This is a genomic window from Mesorhizobium sp. B2-4-2, from assembly GCF_006442845.1.
Taxonomy (GTDB): Bacteria; Pseudomonadota; Alphaproteobacteria; order Rhizobiales; family Rhizobiaceae; genus Mesorhizobium.
The window spans coordinates 86207-108044 of the sequence record NZ_VFVM01000015.1; the positions used below are offsets into that span (position 1 = coordinate 86207).

Genomic DNA, 21838 nt, shown 5'->3' on the forward strand with positions numbered 1-21838 from the left:
ACCCATCAGTCGCAGACCATGCGAACCCTCTTTCCGGGTTCGCTGACATTCCTGCATGCCAGGGGCTTTTCCTCATCGGAGGACGGCGGAGGTGGCCTCGAAACTCTTGAAAGATGACGTCTCGGTGCGGCGCGCGGCGCGGGCCTGCGCTCGGAAAACCGGGTTGGCGGTTGTGGCGGCGCCGGAAAAGCGCCGTTTTCCATTCCGGACGGCCCGTATTCCACATTGGGCGGCGGCCGGTCCCAGAAACGCCGGGCATCGAGCGGGCGCGGAATGACGACGGTGCCGTCATAGCTGCGCGAACAGCCGCTGCCGAAAAGCAGCGCCGCGCTCAGCAAGCAAGGCACAATCCGTCCAAACATCAGCAACACCCCAATATTGGCTTATAGCGCGGCTTCGATCCGGCCGACAACCGGGCGCAATGGCGCAGGCCAGGGCCCGTCCGGTGCGCAACGGCTTGTTAAGGTTAGCGGATCGTTAATGCTTCTCGGGCACATTCCGCCGACGAACCGCGAAGGGAGGGTTCGGCCTTGGATTCGGGGTGGGGACGGCATGGCTGAAGCGAACGAGACAGCCGGCGTGCGCGGCGAGCGCGGGTCGGGCGAAATGACAGTGAACGACGCGGCCTCGTTCACCGCAGGCATGGATTTGGCCATGCTACGCCAGCTGGTCGAGACGGGCTCGGACTGGATCTGGGAGACCGATGCCGAGCTGCGCTTTTCCTGGCTTTCGCACAACTACCAGGCGGTCACGGGCATCGACCCGGCCGCCGTGCTCGGCCGCTTCCGTTTCGATTTCCTGAAGCAGGTCCTGAACGGCAACCGCAGCGCGGCAATGCATCTGGAGGATCTGCAGGCGCATCGGCCGTTCCGTGACTTTGTCTACGAACTGAAGGGAGGTCGCGCCGATTGCCGCTGGGTGCTGACCTCAGGCTTTCCACGCTTCGATGACGAGGGGAAATTCGCCGGCTATCGTGGCATTGGACGCAATGTCACGGGATTGGCCGTCGCCTTCGAAGAACTGGAGCAGAAGCAGCAAGGAGAGGCGTCTTCGGGAGGCCTTCCCGACCTTCGCACGATGGTCGATTCGATGCCGATCGGGATCATGGTCCTCGACGCCGACCTGCGCGCCGAAGTGATCAACCAGGCCTTCTACAATTTGTGGAAAATCGATCCCCAGCGCGCCGGGATCGGCTCGGGCTTCCGCGAGTTGATGGAGGCCAGCCGCGCCGCCGATTCCTACGGCGCCGACGATGTTGCCTGGCAGCGCCATACCGCCGAGCGCGAGGCCGAGATCAGGGCCGGCGTCGCCGGCTCAAGACAATTGCCGCACAATGACGGGCGTACCCTGGTCGCATCGCTGGCCCCGCTGGCCGGCGGCAAGCGGCTCATCTCCTATGTCGATGTCACCGACATGAAGGATCGCGAGGCCGAGCTGGCCGACGCGCTGGAAAAGGCGCGACTGGCGGAAGCGGTGATCAACGGCGTCAAGGATCCGATCTTCGTCAAGGATGACGATCTGCGCTTCGTCTTCGTCAACGAGGCGTTTGCGGGCCTGTTCGGCCAGACGCCGCAAACCATGCTTGGCAAGCCCGGCGGCAATTTTCTCGCGCCCGCCGAGGTCGCGCTGTTCGAGGAAAGCGAGCGCGCGGTGCTGGCGACCGGGCGGCCTTACGAGGTGGAGGAAAGTTTCCAGATCGACGGCGTCAACCGCTCGCGCGTCGTCAGGAAGAACCGCGTTAGAATGGCAAGCGGCCGCAACTACGTGGCCGGCTTCCTCTTCGACGTCTCGGACATGAAGGGCCGTGAGACCGAGGCGCAGGACGCCCGCAAACACCTGGCCAGCGTGCTGGAATCGCTGCCGGCCGCCGTGATCATCTACGACCGCGACGACAATTTCGTTTTCGCCAACCGCAAGATGCAGGACACGCTGCCGGCGCTGAAGCCGGCGTGGCAGCCCGGCCGCACCTTCCGCGACGCGCTGGCACTCGGTCATTCGGCCGGCTATTTCCGCTCGAGCGGCGATCCGCAGGTCGATGCGCTCTATGATGGCGATCTCGATCCCTGGCTGAACAGCATCCTCGCCCGCTACCACCTGCCATACTCATCCTTCGAACGTCTCAATCCCGACGGTCGCTGGTACCAGGTCTACGACATGCGCACCGACGACGGCACGTTCATCGGCGTGCGTGTCGATATCTCCGAGATCAAGAGCCGCGAAAAGGCGCTGCACGATTCGATGCGGCAGATCGACCTGTTCCGGCACGTGCTGGACGAACTGCCCGTGGCCGCCTTCATCAAGGCGCAGGACCTCAGCATCGAGTTCGTCAACAAGGCCTGGTGCGCGATCACCGGGCTCGCCAAGGAAGACGTTATCGGCCGCACCGATCGGCAGCTGTTCGGCGACGGGGATGGAGAAAACTACAGCCTGGACGATACCGAGGTTGCCCTCACGGGCAGCGTCAGGGAGGTCGAGGAGCCCGTCACCCATCGCGACGGCACGGTGCGGCAGTTGATGACGCGCAAGAGCCGGCTGGTGGCGCTGGACGGATCGGTGCATCTGGTCGGCTCCAGCACCGACATCACCGAGGTCAAGGCGCGCGAGCGGGCGCTGGAAGAAAGCATGCGCGAGAACGAGGTGTTCCGCAGCCTGATCGACAACGTGCCGGTGTCGATCTACGCCAAGCGCTCCGATCTCAGGCAATTCTACGTCAACGAGGGCTGGTGCGATCTCACCGGCTTCAGCAAGCAGGACGCGATCGGCAAGACCGACATCGAAATTTTCGGGCCGGACGGCGAAGCCTTCGTCAATGGCGACCTCGCGGTGCTGCGCAGCGGCGAAACCCAGGAGGTCGAGGAGACGGTGATGCTCCCGGACGGCAGCGTGCGCCACCAGTTCGCCCGCAAGGGCGCGATGATCGCGTCCGACGGGTCGCTCTACCTGATCGGGTCGACCACCGACATCACCGAATTGAAGCTGCGCGAGGCGGAACTGCGCGAGGCGCGCCAGCGCGCCATACTTGCCGACCGCGCCAAGTCGGAATTCCTCGCCAATATGAGCCATGAGATCCGCACTCCGATGAACGGCGTGCTGGGCATGGCCGAACTCCTGGCCAAATCCGATCTCGATCCGAAGCAGAAGACGTTCACCGATATCATCGTCAAATCGGGCAATGCGCTGCTCACCATCATCAACGATATTCTGGATTTCTCCAAGATCGATGCCGGCCAGCTGGTGCTCGATCCCGCCCCCTTCAACCTCGCCGAGGCGATCGAGGACGTGGCGACGCTGGTGTCGACACGCGCCAAGGAAAAGGACCTCGAGCTCATCGTGCGCATCGAGCCTGGGCTCGAAAGCCTGTTCATCGGCGATGTCGGCCGCATCCGGCAGATCGTCACCAACCTGCTCGGCAATGCGGTGAAGTTCACCGAAGAAGGACATGTGCTCGTCGACGTCACCGGCGAAAGTGTGCCGGACGGAACCAGGCTGACGATCTCGGTCACCGACACCGGGATCGGCATCCCCGAGGAAAAGCTGAAACAGGTGTTCGAGAAATTCAGCCAGGTCGACACGTCCTCGACGCGGCGGCATGAGGGCACCGGGCTCGGGCTCGCGATCACCTCGCGGCTGGTCGAACTGATGGGCGGCGACATCGGCGTGGAAAGCGCCGAAGGCAAGGGGTCGACCTTCTGGTTCGCGGTCACGCTGCCCAGGGCCGGACAACAGGCCGCGCAGCGCATCATGCCGGTGGATGTGACCGGCGCGCGGGTGCTGATCGTCGACGACAATGCGGTTAACCGCGCCATCCTGACCGAGCAGATGACGTCATGGACCTTCGATTCCTGCGCGGCCGAGAGCGGCGCCGAGGGACTGAAAGTGCTGATCGCGGCCGCCGCCTACGGCGTGCCGGTCGATTGCATCGTGCTCGACTACCAGATGCCCGAGATGAGCGGCGCCGAGATGGCAGGTGTCGTGCGCAACACCGCCGGGCTTGCCGACACGCCGATCATCATGCTGACCTCCGTCGACCAGTCGCTGGCCAACACCAGTTACCGCGATCTCGGCATTGATGCCCAACTGATCAAACCCGCACGCTCCTCGGTGCTCCTGGAAACGCTGGTCGCCACCATCCAGCGGCATCGCCACGCCACGGATGTCGCCCGGCCGCTTGCTGTCGAGGGAGGCGGAGGGAACAATCCACAGTCACCGCCACCGGCGGCAGGGCAACGCGCGTTGCTGCAGCCGCCGCCGGTCAGGCCTCGGCTTGCCGCGACTGGCGGCGAGCAGCGGCTGGACATCCTCGTGGCCGAGGACAATGAGGTCAACCAGATGGTCTTCACCCAGATCCTCGGCGAGACCGGCTACGGTTTCGAGATCGTCGGCAATGGCCGCAAGGCGCTGGACGCTTTCGGCAGGCTCAATCCGTGCATGATCCTGATGGACGTCTCGATGCCAGAGATGAACGGGCTCGAGGCAACCGCCGCCATCCGCCGGCTGGAAGAGGAAACCGGCACGCATGTGCCGATCGTCGGGGTCACCGCGCATGCGCTCAAGGGCGATCGCGAACGCTGCCTGGACGCCGGCATGGATGACTATCTGCCCAAGCCGATCAGCCCCAGGGCCCTGCTCGAAAAGGTCGAGCGCTGGGTCGGCGCCGGTCGCCAGGCCCGGCGCAACGCGGGATAGACTTTGCGCCTTCGGCCGGATTGCGGCGAGAATCACCCGGGGCCGGCTGCAGCCCTTCGAGCAAGACTATGGTGCGATCGCACCATATCAAAGCCTGCGTCCAGCCGGGACAATGACGGCATCGAATTTCCGCTCTCTTCTAGTTACGGGCGGGAGCAGCGACCGCCAGTATGAAGCAGCGTCAATCTACCCCAACGGACCTGTTTTTGGCGATGGCCCGGCCAAGACATCCTCTGGCCTCGAGCAACGCGCTCCCGTCCGGCTTTTCTTCGATCAGCGATCCATGCCGAATCCGATGGCTGTTTGGGTGGCCGGATAGCGCAAGTCCCTGATTCCCGAAGGCAAACCGGCGCCATGCCGCAGCCGCTAATCGCCATCGCCTTTCCAGGCGCCGGCGACGCGTTACCGGGCTGAGACGAAACTGTCATGCGACTGTTATAATCGAACGCTATTGGCCTCAGCGGGCGCTGGCAAGGAATGGCGCCGAGAGACCATCTTCCGAACAGGAGCAGGCCATATGAGACATTTCATCCGCTCGGCGGCCGTTGCGATCGCAATGGCTGCGGCGTCCACCCTCACCCTTTCCGCGGCAATGGCAGCTGACATCTCCGGTGCCGGCGCCACCTTCCCTTACCCGATCTATGCGAAGTGGGCCGATGCCTACAAGAAGGAGACCGGCATCGGTCTCAACTACCAGTCGATCGGCTCGGGCGGCGGTATCAAGCAGATCAAAGCCAAGACCGTCACCTTCGGCGCTTCCGATGCGCCGCTGAAGGGCGAGGATCTCGAATCCACCGGACTTGCACAGTTCCCGATGGTGATGGGCGGCATCGTTCCGGTCGTCAATCTCGAAGGCATCAAGCCGGGCGAACTGGTGCTCGACGGCCCGACGCTGGCCGATATCTTCGTCGGCAAGATCACCAACTGGAATGACGCGGCGATCGCCAAGCTCAATCCCGACGTCAAGCTTCCCGACCAGGCGATCGCCGTCGTGCATCGCTCCGACGGTTCGGGCACCACGTTCAACTTCAGCTACTACCTGGCCGACGTCAGCGCCGACTGGAAGTCGAAGGTCGGCGTCAACACCGCGCTCGAATGGCCGGTTGGCATCGGCGCCAAGGGCAATGAAGGCGTCGCCAACAACGTCTCGCAGACCGGTGGCTCGATCGGCTATGTCGAATACGCCTACGCCAAGCAGAACAAGCTGACCTATGCCGACATGATCAACAAGGACGGCAAGAAGGTCGAGCCGACGGCGGCGGCGTTCTCGGCGGCGGCGGCCAATGCCGACTGGAGCTCGCAGCCGGGTTACGGCGTCATCCTGGCCAACCAGCCGGGCGCCGAATCCTGGCCGATGACGTCGGCGACCTGGATCCTGGTCTACAAGAAGCCCGGCGACGTGGCGGCGACCGGTGAAGCGCTCAAGTTCTTCGCCTGGTCCTACGCCAAGGGCGACGACATGGCCGGCGCGCTGGACTACGTTCCGATCCCCGACGCGGTCGTCAAGAGCGTCGAGGACATGTGGGCCAAGGACATCGTCGGCGAAGACGGCAAGCCGCTCTATTCCGCCATGTAATCCCTGCTGAACGAGGAGGGCGCTTCACGGCGCCCTCCCTGTCTTCCTTTGAAACGCGAGGGCCAGATGACCGCCGTCTCCGAAGCCATGCCATCGTCGGCCGCCATGCGGGCCAGGGAAGCGACGGTCCGGCGCTTCGCGCTCACCGATACGATTTTCCGGGCGGCGACACGCTTTTCCGCCATCCTCGTCCTGCTCATCCTCGGCGGCGTGGCGATTTCGCTGTTTGCCGGCTCGTGGGAAGCGCTGTCGAAATTCGGGTTCTCCTTCCTGACGACCGAATCGTGGAACCCGGTTACCGAGAATTTCGGGGCGCTGGCCCCGATCTACGGAACCATCGTCACCGCCGCCATCGCTATCCTGATCGCCGTTCCCATCGGCATCGGCATCGCCATCTTCCTTACCGAACTCTGCCCGCGGCCACTCCGACGCCCCATCGGCATCGCCGTCGAGCTGCTTGCCGGCATACCCTCCATCATCTACGGCATCTGGGGCCTGTTCGTGTTCGCGCCGTTCCTGCAGACGACGGTGCAGCCCTTCATCATCAAGCTTTTCCACGACGTGCCGGGACTCTCCAGCCTGTTTGCCGGCCCGCCCTACGGCATCGGCCTTCTGACCTCGGCGATGATCCTTGCCATCATGGTCCTGCCCTTCATCACCTCGATCACCAAGGATGTCTTCGACACGGTGCCGGCGGTGCTGAAGGAATCGGCCTACGGCATCGGCTGCACGACCTGGGAGGTCACGCGCCGCGTCGTCATCCCCTATACCCGCGTCGGCATCATGGGCGGCGTCATGCTCGGCCTCGGCCGCGCGCTCGGCGAAACCATGGCGGTAACCTTCGTCATCGGCAACGCCCACCGCATCAGCGCCTCGCTGTTCGCGCCCGGCACGACGATCTCGGCGACCATCGCCAACGAATTCACCGAAGCCGACGGCGATCTCTATACGTCTTCGCTGGTGGCGCTCGGCCTGATCCTGTTCGTCATCACTTTCCTGATCCTTGCCCTTGCGCGCTACATGCTGCTGCGCATGGACAGCCGCACGGGAGCCTGACCGATGTCGACGGCCACATCGCTTCACAATCGACGCAAGCGCAGGAATGCCGTGATGATGACGCTATGCGTCACGGCGGCGGGCATCGGCCTGGCCTGGCTGGCGCTCATCCTCGGCGCACTGCTCTATAAGGGCCTGTCGGGTGTTTCGCTCTCTGTGTTCACCGAAATGACACCGCCGCCCGGCGATGCCGGCGGCCTGCTCAATGCCATCTACGGCAGTATCATGATGACAGTCATCGCCGTCATCGTCGGCACGCCGATCGGTGTCCTCGCTGGGACCTACATGGCCGAATATGGCCGCTTCTCGCGCCTCACCACCGTCGTGCGCTTCATCAACGACATCCTGCTGTCGGCACCCTCGATCATCGTCGGCCTGTTCGTCTACGAGCTGCTGGTGCGGCCGATGGGACATTTCTCGGCGATCGCCGGTGCCGTCGCACTGGCCATCCTGGTCATCCCGGTCGTCGTTCGCACCACCGAGGACATGCTCAACCTGGTGCCGAACGCCTTGCGCGAGGCCGGCGCCGCGATCGGCGCGCCGCGCTGGGTGGTCATCCGCTCGGTCGCCTACCGTGCGGCGCTGTCGGGCATCGTCACAGGCATATTGCTGGCCATCGCCCGCATTTCCGGCGAGACGGCGCCGCTGCTCTTCACGGCGCTCAACAACCAGTTCTGGTCGAGTAATCTCAATGCGCCGATGGCCAGCCTGCCCGTCACCATCTTCCAGTTCGCTCTCAGCCCCTACGAGGAATGGCAGCAGCTGGCGTGGACCGGCGCACTCATAATCACCCTTACGGTTCTCGGGCTGAGCATCTTCGCCCGCAGCCTTACCGGACGCAGAGAGGACAGATGAAACCGATGTTGTCCACTGAGTTGAATACGCCCGAAGTCGCGGTCGAGAAAGCCAAGATCGAGGTCAAGGGCCTCAATTTCTACTATGGCCAGTCGAAGGCGCTGAAGGATATCAGCCTGTCGCTGCCCGAGCGCAGCGTCACCGCCTTCATCGGGCCTTCGGGCTGCGGGAAGTCGACGCTGCTGCGCGTCTTCAACCGCATCTACGAGCTTTACCCGAGGCAGAGCGCCGAGGGCCAGGTGCTGCTCGACGGCCAGAATATCCTCGACCGTTCGCAGGATCTCAACCTGCTCAGGACCAAGATCGGCATGGTGTTCCAGAAGCCGACGCCGTTCCCGATGTCGATCTACGAGAACATCGCCTTCGGCGTCAGGCTCTATGAGAAGCTCAGCAAGGCGGAGATGGACGGCCGTGTCGAGCAGGCGCTGAAGCGCGCGGCACTGTGGAGCGAGGTCAAGGACAAGCTCAACGCCAGCGGCCTCAGCCTTTCGGGCGGCCAGCAGCAGCGCCTCTGCATCGCCCGCACGGTGGCGGTGAAGCCGGAGGTCATCCTGCTCGACGAGCCTGCCTCGGCGCTCGATCCGCTGTCGACCGCCAAGATCGAGGAGCTGATCGACGAGTTGCAGGCCGATTATACGATCGTCATCGTCACCCACAACATGCAGCAGGCGGCGCGCGTGTCGAAGCAGACCGCCTTCATGTATCTGGGCGAGCTGGTCGAGTTCGACCGCACCGAGAAGATCTTCACGTCGCCCCGCGAGAAGCGCACGCAGGACTATATCACCGGCCGCTTCGGCTGATCCCAGGCATACGAGGACCAAGATCATGGCCGAACACACAGTCGCAGCCTTTGACGAAGATCTCGGACAGATCAGCAGGCTGATCCGCGACATGGGCGATCTCGCCTCATCGATGGTCGGCGGCGCGACCAAGGCGCTCCTGAATTCCGACAACGCGCTCGCCCAGCGCGTCGTCTCCGACGACGCGATCATGGATGCGCGCCAGCGCGAACTCGACGACCGCGCCATCACCCTGATCGCCAAGCGGCAGCCCATGGCGGACGATCTGCGCCATGTCGTCGGCTCGATCCGCATGGCGGGCGATCTCGAACGCATCGGCGATCTCGCCAAGAACATCGCCAAGCGCGTCGGCACCGTCGGCCTTGCCGCCACGCCGCGCGACCTGTCGCACTCCATCGACGCCATGGCGCAGCTTGTGCTGATCCAGGTCCAAGGCGTGATCGAGGAGTATGCGGCGCGCGATGCCGCGGCACTTGCCAAGCTGCGCGCCGACGATGAACGCATCGACGTCAAATACACGTCGGTCTTCCGCGAGCTGCTGACCTACATGATGGAGGATCCGCGCAACATCACCGCCTGCACGCATCTTTTGTTCTGCGCCAAGAATCTCGAGCGCATCGGCGATCACGTGACCAACATTGCCGAAAATGCCTATTATGTGCTGACCGGCACGCAATTGCCCGCCAATCGCCCGAAGCAGGACGAGACGGCGATGTCGGCGCCAGCGGCTTGACGGCAGGGGTGACCAGTCGATGATCGCGCCACGCATCATGGTGGTGGAGGACGAGGAGCCGCTGGGTGTGCTGCTCCGTTACAATCTGGAATCGGAGGGTTATCAGGTAGAGGTGGTGACGCGCGGCGACGAAGCCGAGATCCGCTTGCAGGAGAATGTCCCTGACCTTCTTGTGCTCGACTGGATGGTGCCGGCGGTGTCCGGCATCGAGCTCTGCCGCCGTCTCCGCATGCGGCCCGAGACCGAGCGGCTGCCGATCATCATGCTGACGGCGCGCGGCGAGGAAAGCGACCGGGTGCGCGGTCTCTCCACCGGCGCCGACGACTATCTGGTCAAGCCGTTCTCAACGCCGGAATTCATGGCACGCGTCAAGGCGCTGCTGCGCCGCGCCAAGCCCGAAGTTCTGTCCAGCGTGCTCAAGGTCGGCGACATCGTGCTCGACCGTGAATCGCACCGGGTCTACCGCAAGAAAAGCGAGATCCGGCTCGGGCCGACCGAGTTCCGCCTGCTCGAATTCATGATGCGACATCCCGGCCGCGTGTTCTCGCGCAGCCAACTGCTCGACAATGTCTGGGGCGAAACGATCTATATCGACGAGCGCACCGTGGACGTGCATGTCGGCCGGCTGCGCAAGGCGGTCAACAATGGCCGCATGCCTGACGTGATCCGCACCATTCGGGGCGCGGGGTATGCGATTCGCGAAGACTAGGGATATGTCACGCAACGTTCTCGCCCACGCCTGATTTCGCCTGTGCCCCCGGCGCGAAAATCTCCTGGTCGACGAAGGTCAGCGCGCGCATGGCGCAGCCCTCGCGGATCAGTGGCAGTTCGTTCGGCTCGGTGTCGAAGGAAATCGATTTCGAGTGCTGGCCGCCGGCGGTCTGGGCAATGGCCTCGCGCAGAGCCGGCTCGATCAGGTCGAAGGCGGCGGCGCTGACGCCGACCATGGCGACCGGCGCCGGATCGATCAGCGCGAACAGGCTGCCAAGGCCGTAACCCAGCGCCTCGCCGGCCTTGCGGTAGGCTTCGCGCTCCGGCCCGTCCTTTTCGCGCGCCGAGGCCGCCAGGGTGCGCATGTCGGCGTCGCTGACGTCGACGGGCTCGGTGTCCTCGCCAAGCTGCCTCGCGTTGCGCCAGATGGCATAGTTGCCGGCATAGGCCTCGACGCAGCCGCGCCGCCCGCAGCGGCAGAGCGCCCCGCCGGGGCGATGGATCATGTGGCCGAACTCGCCTCCGGATGAATGGGTGCCGGTGAACAGTTCACCCTTCAGCACCAAGCCCATGCCGATGCCGTGCGACAAAAGGATGGCGATGAAGTCGTCGCGGTAGCGCTGGGGATCGCGCCAGCGCAGCGCCACCGCCATCATGTTGCAATCGTTCTCCATGGTGGCGGGAATGCCGAACTCGGCCTCCAGTATGTCGGCGAAGGCGATGTCGGTCTGCGGCGTGATCGGCGACCACAGCATGGTGCGCGCATCCGTGTCGGTGATGCCCTGGATCGCCAGCGCGATACGGGCGATGCTGCCGACGTCGAGGTCGGGATCCTCGAACCGCCGCCTGACGATGGCCACGCATTCGCCGATCAGCGCCTCGCGCGACAGGGTGAGCGTGTCCAGCCGGCGCTGCTCTTCAGATATCACCTGGCCGGCATAGTCGATGACGGCAACGGAGAGAAAATTCAGCGACAGCACCACGGTCATCACCGCCGCGGCTTCAGGGTTGAGGCTGAGGCCGACCTGCGGCCGGCCGCGTTTCAGCGCACCGGCCTCGCTCGGCTTGCTCTGCGCCAGGATGCCTTCGCCAATCAGGTCGGAGGAGATCGCCGATATGGTGGAATGGCTGAGCCCGGTGGTCGCGGCAATCTCGGTGCGCGAGGGCTGCCCGGCACGGCGCACGGCCGCGATCACCATCGCCCGGTTGCGTCGGCGCAAATCGTCGTGGCGGATTCCGACCGACATGTTTCTCGCATCCTCCCCGTCGCCGCGTTCTCTCCCCAGGATCCCGACGACCGTCAAATACTGGCAGAACCGGCCTTGGCTGTCATTATTTATTCCGGAGCTCGAAAAAAATTCACGAGGACATCAAAATACATCAGAATCGACGTTGACAGCGTTCCGACGATGGACCAGTGTTTTTTCGAGGCTCGAAAAAATAGAGCCTTTGTGCCGGCCTACGGGCCTGTTTGGTCGCGCCATACGCGGCGCAGGGAGGATTAAGATGAAGAGATTCACAGCCGCCATCCTGGCGGGTGTCGCCATGTCGCTGACGCTCGCGTCGGTCGCGCAGGCGAAGGACAAGGTCATCGGCGTTTCCTGGTCGAACTTCCAGGAAGAGCGCTGGAAGACCGACGAGGCCGCCATGAAGAAGGCGATCGAAGCCGCCGGCGACAAGTATATTTCCGCCGACGCCCAGTCCAATCCCGGCAAGCAGCTCACCGACGTCGAGAGCCTGATCTCCCAGGGCGCCAATTCGCTGATCATCCTGGCGCAGGACGCCTCCGCCATCGGCCCGGCGGTGCAGAAGGCGCTCGACGAAGGCATTCCGGTCGTCGGCTATGACCGCCTGATCGAGAACAAGGACGTCTTCTATCTGACCTTCGACAACAAGGAAGTCGGCCGCATGCAGGCCCGCGAAGTGTTCAAGGTGAAGCCGGAAGGCAACTACGTCTTCATCAAGGGCTCGGGTGCCGATCCGAATGCCGATTTCCTGTTCTCGGGCTCCATGGAAGTGCTCAAGGACGCCATCGACAGCGGCAAGATCAAGAATGTCGGCGAAGCCTATACGGATGGCTGGCTGCCGGCCAACGCGCAGAAGAACATGGAGCAGTTCCTGACCGCCAACGACAATAAGGTCGACGCGGTCGTCGCGGCCAATGACGGCACTGCCGGCGGCGTCGTCGCGGCGCTGACGGCTCAAGGCCTGGCCGGTACCGTTCCGGTCTCGGGCCAGGACGGCGACCACGCGGCGCTGAACCGCATCGCGCTCGGCACGCAGACCGTGTCGGTGTGGAAGGACGCGCGTGAACTCGGCAAGAATGCCGCCGAGATCGCCTCGCAGCTGGCCGACGGCAAGAAGATGACCGATATCGCCGGCGTCAAGGACTTCACAACGCCCGGTGGGAACACCGTCAAATCGCTGTTCCTGACCCCGGTTGCGATCACCAAGGACAATCTCAACATCGTCATCGACGCCGGCTGGATCAAGAAAGACGAGGTCTGTGCCGGCGTCGCGGCGGGCAGCGTAGCGGCCTGCAACTGATCTTCCATTTCATGCGATGAACGCCGCGGCTGCCAAGCCGCGGCGTTTTTTCAAGAAAATTTGTTTTTCCGCCCCGGGCGGGTAACTTCTAGGCTGGCTTCCGGCATCCCGCATCGGACGGGCAGGCCGGTGGGAGAAAATCATGACCGATACGACGTCCAACCCGCAGGCCGACACCGCGCGTGCGTCGGAACTCGGCGCCGTCGCCCGGTTCCTTAAGGCGACCGAGATCGACACGCGCATGCTCGGCATGATCGGCGCGCTGCTGCTGATCTGGATCGGGTTGCATGTCTTGTCCAGCCTGCGTCTCGGCGTCAATCCGCTCGATTTCGACAGCCGTACCTTTCTCACGCCGCGCAATCTGTGGAACCTGTCGGTGCAGACCTCGGCCGTCGCCATCATGGCCTGCGGCATGGTGCTGGTCATCGTCATGCGCAATATCGATCTGTCCGTCGGTTCCGCCGAAGGGTTGATCGGCATGGTCATGGGCTTCGCCCAGGTGCATTTCCTAGTGCGCTTCGTCGGGCTTGAGCTTGGCAACCCATGGATCTGGGTGCTGGCGCTGGTCATCGGCCTGGTGCTCGGTCTGTTGATCGGCGCCTTCCAGGGCTTTGTCATCGCCTATCTCGAAGTGCCGGCCTTTATCGTGACGCTGGGCGGGCTTCTGGTCTGGCGCGGTGCGGCATGGTGGGTTACCAGCGGCCAGACGGTGGCGCCGCTCAACGCGACGTTCCAGCTGATGGGCGGCGGCCCGGCCGGATCGATCGGCGCGACCTGGAGCTGGGTGGTCGGTATCGCCGCCTGCCTTGCGGTGGTGCTTGCGCTGTTCAACGGGCGGGTACAGCGCAAGCGCTTCCGTTTCCCGCTGCGTCCGATCTGGGCCGAGACGCTGATCGGCGTGCTGACCTGCGCCGTCATCATGGGCGCGGTTTGGCTGGCCAATTCCTATCCGTGGCCAGTCGGCATCGTGAACAGATATGCAGCCGCCAACAACATAACCGTGCCCGAGGGCGGCCTGTTCATCGCCCACGGCATCGCCATACCGGTGCTGATGGCCATCGCCGTCGGGCTGGTCATGACCTTCATCACCAAACGCACCCGTTTTGGTCGCTATGTCTTTGCCATTGGCGGCAATCCGGAAGCAGCCAACCTCGCCGGCATCAATACACGCTGGATCACGATGAAAGTGTTCATGATCATGGGCGTGCTGGCCACGATCGCCGCCGCGATCTCGTCAGCCCGGCAGAACTCGGCCACCAACGTGCTCGGAACGCTCGATGAATTGCTGGTGATCGCGGCGGCCGTCATCGGCGGCACATCGCTCGCCGGCGGTTCGGGAACAATCATCGGCGCCATGCTGGGCGCGCTTTTGATGCAGTCGCTGCAATCCGGCATGGTGCTGCTTGGCGTCGACTCGCCGCTGCAGAGCATCGTCGTCGGCGCCGTGCTGGTCATCGCGGTGTGGCTCGACACCGTCTATCGCAAACGCGTTTGAGGGAGGAGGACAATCATGGCTGACAGGATCGCTCCCGCCGGCAACCCGCTGGTCGACATGCGCAACATCTCAATCGCGTTCGGCGGCATTCGCGCCGTCGACGATGCCTCGATCGATCTTTTCCCCGGCGAGGTCGTGGCCCTGCTCGGCCATAACGGCGCCGGCAAGTCGACACTGATCAAGATCCTGTCGGGCGCCTACAAGCGTGACGCGGGCCAAATCTTCGTCAACGGCGAAGAGGCTTCGATCTCCAACCCGCGCGATGCCAAGAAATACGGCATCGAGACGATCTACCAGACCCTGGCGCTCGCCGACAATGTCGACGCCGCCGCCAACCTGTTCCTCGGCCGCGAGCTGAGGACCGCCTGGGGCACGCTCGATGATGTCGCCATGGAGGCCGAGGCGCGCAAGGTGATGGGCAGGCTCAATCCCCGCTTCCAGCGCTTCAAGGAGCCGGTGATCAAGCTGTCGGGCGGACAGCGGCAGTCGGTGGCGATCGCACGCGCGATCCTGTTCAACGCCCGCATCCTGATCATGGACGAGCCGACGGCAGCACTTGGACCGCAGGAAACGGCCCAGGTCGGGGAACTGGTCAGGCAGCTCAAGTCCGACGGCATCGGCATCTTCCTGATCAGCCATGACATTCACGACGTATTCGAACTGGCCGACCGGGTGTGCGTCATGAAAAACGGCCAGGTCGTCGGCACTGCCCGCACCACCGATGTGACCCAGGACGAGGTGCTGGGCATGATCATCCTGGGCAAATGTCCGCCTGGCGCCATTCCCGGACCAGGCGCGTTGAAGATCGCTGCCTGAAGCCTGCTGGCCTGAGCCCGTTACCGATCTGCCGATCAGGTGATATGCCAGCCGGCGGGATGGCTTGGCCTTGCCATTGTGTTGACCGGGCGACTTGCCCATAAAGGGCTCACATGCTGATAGGCCGCATTATCCGTTGAAGAAGCTTTTTCCAATCGTCGCTTTCGTTGCCGTTGCGCTGATCAGCATGACAATGGCGGGGTTCGCCTATTTCGCGACGCAAGAGGCGGCTCGCATCAAGTTCGACGCGACCGCGGACGATGCGCTCAACCGTATCGAGAGCCGGATCGACCTGCAGCTGTCGCTGCTGCGCTCGTCGCAAGCCTTGTTCGACGCCCGCAATGGCGACATCTCGCAGAGCGAGTTCAAAGCGTTCTTCAATGCCCTCAATGTCGATACCAATTTCGCCGGCCTGCGCGGCATCGGCTTTCTCCGGCTGGTGAAAGCAGGCGACGAGGCGACGGTCGAGCGCGACATGCTGCATGACCAGGGCACCAGGCGTGCGATCTATCCGGACACCACCCAGCCATGGCGGACGCCCGTTGTGCTGTTCGAGCCGCTCGACCCGTCCAATAAGGCCAGCATCGGCTATGACATGTTCACCGAGCCCGTGCGGCGCGCGGCAATCGAGAAGGCAATGGCAGATGACCAGCAGCACGCGAGCGGGCTGGTGCAACTCGGCCAGGACACGGGTGCAGCACAGACCTTCACCGGCTTTCTCGTCTTCGTGCGGCTCAACGTCGAGACCGCACCTGATGCCATAAACGCATCGCGATCCTCGACGGTAGGCTTTCTCTACGCGGCCTTCCGGGCCAGGGAGTTGTTCCAGATCGCGCTCAGCCGCGCGCCGCTGCTGCCGGTCAACACCGAAATCTACGATGGCGGCGTCGATCCGGATCATTTGCTGTTCCGGTCGGAGACGCCGCCCGTGTCGGGCTTTGGCGACAGGCTGTTGGTCACCCGCAAGATCAGCGTGGCGGGCCGTCCGTGGACCGTGCAGTTCAGGCCGACAAGCGCCTTCTCGCAGCCATCGTCGCGGGCCATCCCAGTCATGCTCGGCCTGTTCGGGTTGCTGCTGGCCGGCGCCATCGCGCTTGTCGCGCGCTATCAGGAGCGAGCCTACGAGGCAGCATCGCTGCTGCATGAGACGACGGAAAAGAGCCTGCTCGAAAAGGATTTGATGCTGCAGGAGATGAAGCATCGCATCAAGAATTCGATCACGCGAGTGCTGGCGATCGCGCGCCAGACCGCGTCACGTGCCAGCGACGTCAATGAGTTCTCGGCATCTTTCTCGGCCCGGCTACAGGCAATGGCCGCGTCCCAGGACATGCTGACGCGCTCGCGCTGGCAGAAGGCGGATCTCGGCGATCTCCTGCGCATCGAGCTTGGCCAAGTGTTCGGAAAGGAGCTGCCGGAAGAGCTTTTGTCCGGGCCGGAGGTGCTGCTTGACGAAACCACGACGCAGGCACTGGGCCTCACCTTCCACGAACTGGCAACGAATGCGCTGAAATATGGCGAGGCCGGCAATACGGTCGGCGCCCTCAGGATCGAATGGTCGGTCGAAGGGCGCGGGCGTGACCGGGTCTTGGCTCTGAGCTGGCAGGAAACCGGGCAGAAGAAGGTCGACGCCCCGGCCACGACCGGCTTCGGCACCAAATTGATCGACCTCAATGTCACGCGTGAGCTGCGTGGCACGATCCACCGCGATTATCGCGATGACGGATTGAATGTGGAAATCAGGATTCCGCTGCCGGCGTGAATGCCATCGGGCCTTGGCGGAATCGCTCCAGGCTTCACGCGGCGGCCAATAAATTGCCGCACCGCTGCCGGGTTCGCGAATGAGCCCGACAGCGCGCGATTCAAGTTGCTCGGAGCGGTTCAGCGTCTGATAGATCGCCGATCCGCTCCTTGCTCGCAATTCCGGCGGGAAAACCGCTCCGCGCTTTTCCCGCCGGAATTACCTTAGTTGCAGCGAGCCGTGTAGATGCGACCCCGATGATCGCGATACTGGCAGTATCCATTGCGCAGGTTGCGGACCAGCAGGCCGGAGCCGGCACCGACGGCCGCGCCGATCAGCGCGCCCTTGCCGCCGCCGACCAAGCCACCCACGCCGGCGCCGATCAAGCCGCCGCCGACGACATCCTGCTCGGTCGAGGTACAGCCGCTGACGGCGACCACGGCAGCCATGGCAATAAGAATTTTCCGCATAGGGTCACTCCTCACTTCGTGTCCTCACTTTAATAAGCTCCAGCCGTCACTTAGCATGAAAAAACGACCTTTGCTGCTCCAATTTATTGTTGGTGAAGAGAGTCTTTTTCTGGGCGCAGCTTTCCGATGCCTCGGCCGCCGAAAAACCCGAGCGATGTGCGCGCGCGAACGTGGGGGCGGGATCAGGCCAGCTGGGACAGGGCGATCAGGACAATTGCCGCGGCCAACGCCGGAGCGACGATGGGCAGCAGGATGCCATGAGCAACCGGCGATGCCGTGGATGTCTCGGGATCCTGGAATTCGCCCATCGAAATGCGAGCGGCCTGCTCGAGTCTGTTGATATCGGCGACCGTCACGGCGCTCCTCCCCACTATGCTGCGGCAAAGCCCTCGAAAGCATGCTCGTCGGCTCGGCAGTTCCATCGGTATCTGGCAAAAACAGCATCTGCTTCTATGGTGAACAGCCGGTTAAAAAATGGCGGTCGCCTACTCCGTCTCGAAATTGCCGTGCGGAACAACGAGATGGTATTCGAGGCGACCATCCGCGATCTCGAGGCGCGCCGTTCCGTTCAGGGAAGAGGGCACTACGCGTTCCAGTGCGACGCTGCCGAAGCGCTTTTTGCCCTCTTGGTTGCTGTCGGTTCCTATGGTTTCGGCCCAGGTCAGCGACAGGGCAATGCCGCCATCGGCGGCGGTGTCGAGGACGGCGGTCACTTCGACGAAGCCCTCCGGCCGCGACAGGGCGCCATAGCTGACCGAGTTGACGGCCAGTTCATGCATCGCAAGGCCGATATGCAGCGCGGCGTTGGGGTTGAGGTAAGGATTTGCGCCGCGGAAGCGAAGGCTGTGCGACGCGTCCGTCCCGTAGCGGCCGACCTGACCGGCGACGAGTTCGCGAAGGGCAGCACCGCGCCAGTTGGAGGAGGTTACCAAATCCTGGGAGGAGGCCAGCGACTGGAGCCGGCCGCGAAAGCGGGTCAGGAAATCACCGATGCTGTCGGAATAGCGTCCCGTCTGGGTGGCGATGCTCTGGATGATTGCCAGCAAATTCTTCGAGCGGTGCGTGACTTCGCGCAACAGCGTCGTCAGCGTCTGTTCGCGGCGTCGCTGCTCGGTCGTCTCGACCATGGTGGTGACGACACCTTGCACGTCGCCGGCCTCGCCATGGTCGGCGTCGATCCAGACCTGAAACCAGCGCATGCCGTCCTCCATCGGGACGCCGATCTCGAGGCGCTGCGGATCGCCGCTTGCGACGACGTTGCGCTTGGCAGCGCCAATGCGGTCGGCCTGTGCCGGCGGCAGGATGCCGTCGCCCTCGCTGCTGTCGGCGGCCCAGGGCGCACGCATGTTCCGCGCCCAGACCGTTTTCATGTCGCGGTCCTGGTAGAGGACGGAAATGCCGGCATTGTGCAGTGCGTGGAGAAGCGCCCGGCCAAGTTGCATGCCGCTTTCGGCGGGATGCAGGGCGATGACCTCGTCCCCCCGCTCGTTCTTCTTGGTATCTCGAGCCCTGGAACGCATCCGACCTGTTCACCCAACTCAGGCTGAACGGCTCACCGTCCAATGGGTTCCAAGGCAGGTTTTACGGGAACCAGACGCCCAAAAGCGGTCCGCCGGGCGGCGTCCTTGTGGGACACCACCCGGCGGTGGCTGGAAACCGTTTGAGGGGTGCGGCTTCCAGTGTTCGCCTGATAACTCTCAGGCCCGTCTGAACAGGCCGGCGAGAAGCGAAATGATGAGGAAAGCGAGAAAGATGAAGAACAATATCTGCGCTATCCCGGCAGATGTACCGGCAATGCCGCCGAAACCAAGCGCGCCGGCGATGATTGCCACGACGAGAAATACGAGCGCCCAGTAAAGCATGGTTCCATCTCCTTCCAACTATGTGAGAAAAACGTGGGTGGATGCGGTTTGTTCCACTTTTTGCCGAAAAAGACGATCCCCCCGCGCACCATCGTGGCGCGGAAAAGCAAGGCGCGGCCAGCGGAACCTTCCGGCTGGTCGCGCCCTGCTTTTGCGCGCGTTTGCGACTTCAGTTGCGCATGGCTATGCGGCTGCTTTCGCCTGCCGGTCGAAGAACAGAGCCTGGCTGATCAACGCCTTGACCATGTCCGGGTTGAACGGCTTCGTCACCAGGAAAGCCGGTTCGGGCCGCTCGCCGGTCAGGAGACGCTCGGGAAAGGCGGTGATGAAGATCACCGGCACGGAAGTCGACGACAGAATCTCGTTCACCGCCTCGATGCCCGAGCTGCCGTCGGCGAGTTGGATGTCCGCGAGCACCATCTTCGGCCGCGTCTTGCCGAACATCGTCACCGCTTCGGCATGGGTGCGGGCGGTGCCGACGACCCGATGGCCCAGGCTCTCGACCATCTCCTCTATATCCATGGCGATGAGCGGTTCATCCTCGATGATCAGCACGTCGGTCGCCACCTGGCGGGAAATCTCGTTGCTCGCCTGGGCAAGCAGTTCTGAGAATTCCTGTTCGCCGACGCCAAGAATTTCGGCCGCCTCATCCTCGCTGAAACCCTCGACGGCCACCAGAAGGAAGGCCTGGCGGGGAAGCGGCGCGATCGCATTGAGATTGGCCGCGGCGCGCTGTTCCCATGCCGATTGCGCCTGTTCTTGTGGAACGCGGATGGCGACGGACGTGAACAGTTTGGCGAAGACCTTGTACAGCGCGATTCGGTCGCTGGATGCCTCGGGAAAAATGTCGACATCGGCGATGATGGCCTCGAGCATCGCGGCAACCAGCGCGTCGCCGCTCTCCTGCGATCCCGATACGGCACGCGAGAAGCGGCGCAGGAACGGCAGGTGCGGAGCGATGGTGGCGGATAAACTCATGACGGACGTCTCCCTCAGATGACGTGATTGACTAAAAATGCAGGTCAAGCCCCATTGCAAGCCCCAACGACACAAACGCGGGCTTTCGCAAAAAGTTCCGGCCCCGGGAACTAATACGCCTGAACGGCGTTTGAATTGGGGATGGGCAACCAGACGAGGATGCCGCTTGTGTTGTGTTGAGTTATGTTGAGCGGCTATGGGGCTGGATTAAAGGGCGAAATGAAGGAAATGACGAAAGATGTCTTGACTGGCGCCTCAATCAGGCGCCGGAACGGCGTGGGCGACCCGCTCGGGCCGAATTCCGAAATCGGACGCAAACTCAAGCAGTATTACGACGAGCTGGTCTCCGACGATGTGCCGGATCGTTTCGCGCAGTTGCTCAGCCAACTGGAGCGGGCCGAGCCCGCACAGAAAAAGGACTGAGGCATGGCAACGGTCTCACAAGGCTTCAAGACCGATCTGCTTGGGGCAATACCGAGCTTGCGTGCCTTCGCAGTGTCACTGACGCAGAATGCCGACAAGGCCGACGACCTCGTGCAGGAAACGCTGGTCAAGGCCTGGGACAAGCATGAGAGCTTTCAGCCCGGTACCAACCTGAAGGCATGGCTCTTCACCATCCTGCGCAACGAGTTCTATTCGCAGATGCGCAAACGCGGCCGCGAGGTGCAGGACAGCGACGGCATCATGACAGCCAGGCTTGCGGTGCATCCCGCCCAGCACGGCCAGCTCGACCTCAAGGATTTCCGCGGTGCGCTCGAGCAACTGCCCGAAGACCAGCGCGAGGCCATCATCCTCATCGGCGCCTCGGGCTTCTCTTACGAGGAGGCGGCCGAGATTTGCGGTTGCGCGGTCGGGACGATCAAGAGCCGCGTCAGCCGAGCCCGCACGCGCCTGCAGGAGATACTGAAAATCTCCGGCGAAGACGAGTACGGTCCCGATGCGATCTCAGCACAGGTCACGGGCACGGCGGCGCACTAAAAAAGCGTCGCATCGAAACGGCTGACAGAATCGCCATCGCATCCGCTCTGACTCTTACGCGACGCGACGTCGTCAGGCGGGCGGGACTCGTCCGCAGGCCCGGGCCACCGCTTCCACAAGATCTTCGCCCGAATAAGGTTTGCTGACCAGCCTTATCCCTGGAAAGGCAACCTTGATCTCGTCCGCATCCGAATAACCGGAGGCAAAGACGAAGGGCACGCCCGTTTCACGCAGGCGCGATGCAAAATCGAAAGTCGGAGTGCCCCCCAGCATGAGGTCGACGATCGCCGCATCGAATTGGGTGGCAACCTGTCGGCCATCGATCTCGGCCAGGTCACGGACAAGCACCACGTCGTCGGCGCCGTGATCACGGCAAAGCTGCTCGACATCCATGGCGATGAGAAATTCATCTTCCAGGACAAGAATGCGCAATCCGTCAAGCAAAGGCGACACAGGCAATGGCTCCTTGAAACGCAGCGAGTCATGATCGCTATTTGACGCGCTGTCATTTAAAAAAGACATGCCACCGCAGCGGCT

General features: G+C 63.3%; 20 protein-coding genes. 13 read left to right on the top strand and 7 right to left on the bottom strand.

Annotated elements, in window-relative coordinates; all coding sequences use genetic code 11:
* Nucleotides 1-552: 552 nt before the first annotated feature.
* The 7 genes from FJ942_RS25620 to phoB all read left to right on the top strand — a co-directional run bounded on the left by FJ942_RS25620 (nt 553) and on the right by phoB (nt 10415).
* Nucleotides 553-4686, top strand: a complete 4134-nt coding sequence (locus tag FJ942_RS25620) for a PAS domain-containing protein (RefSeq protein ID WP_181170040.1) — start codon at nt 553-555, stop codon at nt 4684-4686.
* Between the two features lie 517 nt (nt 4687-5203).
* On the top strand, nt 5204-6262 hold the full coding sequence (gene pstS, locus FJ942_RS25625; protein ID WP_140517885.1) for a phosphate ABC transporter substrate-binding protein PstS: 1059 nt from the start codon (nt 5204-5206) through the stop codon (nt 6260-6262).
* 66 nt (nt 6263-6328) lie between these two features.
* Nucleotides 6329-7318 carry a phosphate ABC transporter permease subunit PstC gene (gene pstC, locus FJ942_RS25630; protein ID WP_140899360.1) on the top strand — a complete coding sequence of 330 codons (990 nt, stop codon included), beginning with the start codon at nt 6329-6331 and terminating at the stop codon, nt 7316-7318.
* Between the two features lie 3 nt (nt 7319-7321).
* The gene (gene pstA, locus FJ942_RS25635; protein WP_140500572.1) at nt 7322-8173 is read left to right on the top strand and encodes a phosphate ABC transporter permease PstA; all 852 of its coding nucleotides are present in this window, start codon (nt 7322-7324) and stop codon (nt 8171-8173) included.
* A complete protein-coding gene (gene pstB / locus FJ942_RS25640; RefSeq protein ID WP_140500574.1) occupies nt 8170-8973 on the top strand; it encodes a phosphate ABC transporter ATP-binding protein PstB in 804 nt (267 codons plus the stop codon). Before pstA ends, pstB begins: the two co-directional genes overlap by 4 nt.
* 25 nt (nt 8974-8998) lie before the next feature.
* The gene (gene phoU / locus FJ942_RS25645) at nt 8999-9706 is read left to right on the top strand and encodes a phosphate signaling complex protein PhoU (protein ID WP_140500575.1); all 708 of its coding nucleotides are present in this window, start codon (nt 8999-9001) and stop codon (nt 9704-9706) included.
* Nucleotides 9707-9725: 19 nt separating this feature from the next.
* On the top strand, nt 9726-10415 hold the full coding sequence (gene phoB, locus FJ942_RS25650) for a phosphate regulon transcriptional regulator PhoB (protein WP_010911896.1): 690 nt from the start codon (nt 9726-9728) through the stop codon (nt 10413-10415).
* Nucleotides 10416-10422: 7 nt separating this feature from the next.
* Here the strand turns inward: phoB and FJ942_RS25655 are convergent, their stop codons facing one another.
* The gene (locus FJ942_RS25655) at nt 10423-11664 is read right to left on the bottom strand and encodes an ROK family protein (protein ID WP_140500577.1); all 1242 of its coding nucleotides are present in this window, start codon (nt 11662-11664) and stop codon (nt 10423-10425) included.
* A 259-nt stretch (nt 11665-11923) separates the two neighbouring features.
* Here FJ942_RS25655 and xylF point away from each other — a divergent pair, with 259 nt between their 5' ends.
* The 4 genes from xylF to FJ942_RS25675 all read left to right on the top strand — a co-directional run bounded on the left by xylF (nt 11924) and on the right by FJ942_RS25675 (nt 17034).
* Complete coding sequence (gene xylF, locus FJ942_RS25660) at nt 11924-12964, top strand: D-xylose ABC transporter substrate-binding protein (protein WP_140899362.1); 1041 nt, start codon at nt 11924-11926, stop codon at nt 12962-12964.
* Nucleotides 12965-13106: 142 nt separating this feature from the next.
* The gene (locus tag FJ942_RS25665; protein WP_140500580.1) at nt 13107-14459 is read left to right on the top strand and encodes a sugar ABC transporter permease; all 1353 of its coding nucleotides are present in this window, start codon (nt 13107-13109) and stop codon (nt 14457-14459) included.
* Nucleotides 14460-14474: 15 nt separating this feature from the next.
* Entirely contained in the window at nt 14475-15275 is an 801-nt protein-coding gene (locus FJ942_RS25670) for an ATP-binding cassette domain-containing protein (protein ID WP_140500582.1), read from the top strand.
* Nucleotides 15276-15411: 136 nt separating this feature from the next.
* A complete protein-coding gene (locus FJ942_RS25675) occupies nt 15412-17034 on the top strand; it encodes a CHASE domain-containing protein (protein WP_140666450.1) in 1623 nt (540 codons plus the stop codon).
* A 203-nt stretch (nt 17035-17237) separates the two neighbouring features.
* Here FJ942_RS25675 and FJ942_RS25680 read toward each other — a convergent pair whose 3' ends face one another.
* From FJ942_RS25680 to FJ942_RS25695, 5 genes are all read right to left on the bottom strand, one after another.
* Nucleotides 17238-17483 (bottom strand): YMGG-like glycine zipper-containing protein, encoded by a 246-nt coding sequence (locus FJ942_RS25680; RefSeq protein ID WP_140500585.1) that lies wholly within the window; start codon nt 17481-17483, stop codon nt 17238-17240.
* 182 nt (nt 17484-17665) lie between these two features.
* On the bottom strand, nt 17666-17839 hold the full coding sequence (locus FJ942_RS28625) for a hypothetical protein (RefSeq protein WP_181168633.1): 174 nt from the start codon (nt 17837-17839) through the stop codon (nt 17666-17668).
* Nucleotides 17840-17968: 129 nt separating this feature from the next.
* Nucleotides 17969-19003 carry a PAS domain-containing sensor histidine kinase gene (locus tag FJ942_RS25685; protein ID WP_140500587.1) on the bottom strand — a complete coding sequence of 345 codons (1035 nt, stop codon included), beginning with the start codon at nt 19001-19003 and terminating at the stop codon, nt 17969-17971.
* Between the two features lie 177 nt (nt 19004-19180).
* Nucleotides 19181-19345 carry a DUF1328 domain-containing protein gene (locus tag FJ942_RS25690; protein WP_006203859.1) on the bottom strand — a complete coding sequence of 55 codons (165 nt, stop codon included), beginning with the start codon at nt 19343-19345 and terminating at the stop codon, nt 19181-19183.
* Between the two features lie 183 nt (nt 19346-19528).
* Nucleotides 19529-20323 (bottom strand): response regulator, encoded by a 795-nt coding sequence (locus FJ942_RS25695; protein WP_140500589.1) that lies wholly within the window; start codon nt 20321-20323, stop codon nt 19529-19531.
* A 219-nt stretch (nt 20324-20542) separates the two neighbouring features.
* On the opposite strand from FJ942_RS25695, the gene FJ942_RS25700 reads away from it, so the two are divergent.
* Nucleotides 20543-20746 (top strand): NepR family anti-sigma factor, encoded by a 204-nt coding sequence (locus tag FJ942_RS25700; RefSeq protein ID WP_181165418.1) that lies wholly within the window; start codon nt 20543-20545, stop codon nt 20744-20746.
* A gap of 3 nt (nt 20747-20749) precedes the next feature.
* Nucleotides 20750-21301 carry an RNA polymerase sigma factor gene (locus FJ942_RS25705; RefSeq protein ID WP_140500591.1) on the top strand — a complete coding sequence of 184 codons (552 nt, stop codon included), beginning with the start codon at nt 20750-20752 and terminating at the stop codon, nt 21299-21301.
* A gap of 72 nt (nt 21302-21373) precedes the next feature.
* Here FJ942_RS25705 and FJ942_RS25710 read toward each other — a convergent pair whose 3' ends face one another.
* Entirely contained in the window at nt 21374-21823 is a 450-nt protein-coding gene (locus FJ942_RS25710) for a response regulator (protein WP_140500637.1), read from the bottom strand.
* Nucleotides 21824-21838: the final 15 nt, after the last annotated feature.